Annotated in this window: 1 protein-coding gene and 1 pseudogene; both read right to left on the bottom strand. The window is 41.4% G+C overall.

The genetic code is table 11. The annotated features are described in order from the left end of the window. Positions 1–461, bottom strand: a pseudogene (locus ACS8FD_RS18410) (hypothetical protein); the annotation flags it as partial. 27 nt (positions 462–488) lie between these two features. Next, the coding region (locus ACS8FD_RS18405) for a tyrosine-protein kinase family protein (RefSeq protein WP_439276911.1) at positions 489–869 on the bottom strand (381 nt) is incomplete at its 5' end.

The raw sequence follows: 869 nt of genomic DNA, 5'->3' as shown, positions 1-869 counted from the left end.
AAAAACTCACGTATGCTTAAGCGACTGCCCCACAACCAAACAAAGAATAAGAATAGATACAAGATAGGTACTGAGCGCGGTATATCAGTCAAGATATCGAAAAAATTCATCACTTCATACGCAATGATCAGTACTATAAATAGCTGTAATACGTTACGCATGACTCTATCAGAGAAGATACGAGCAACGCCCCTATAAAAGCCTATGAAGTAAAGCCCAATAACAGGAGGTAAGGCATATAAAAACAGTGCCAAAGGACTCAAATGGTTAGCAACGTCGCCATACCGTAAAGCTAAGGCAAAAAATAGACAGACCATTGACATCACAATATCTGTGGTCAGAAAGACCCCACGCTTTGCGACACGTGGCATCTCTAACAATCGCTGGGCAGTATTGTATAACCGATTACCAGTGTTGTTGTTTGCAGAATACGTTTTATTAAGCTCTGGCTTCATAGACATAAGACTCAACTGGTTGTGTTAGCGCAATTATTGGGCATTGCCGTAAGTGTAAGTATAATGATAGCTATTCTTACTCAAGATACCTTGCTGCAGGTCATTGATGATGATGCCGTCCACCTCAATATTTGCTTTATTCATCTGCTTGACAGCATAGTTCAACTGACCTTCTGATGAATCGTTATGACGTGTGACCATAACCACTTGATCAGCGTATTTAGAAAGTAGGACGGCATCCGTGGCTGCAAGCACAGGCGGCGTGTCAATAATGATGTAATCATAATGAGCCGCCAGCTCGTTCATCAAGCCACTAAACTTTTCACTGGCTAACATAGACGATGGATTACGGGCATTGTGACCACGTGAAATAAAATCAAGATTGTCTATATTGGTAGGATGAGTGATACTCAC

This window comes from Psychrobacter sp. 1U2 (assembly GCF_051847575.1).
Note: the sequence above shows the minus strand (reverse complement) of the source record. Positions and strands in the feature narration are given on the sequence as shown.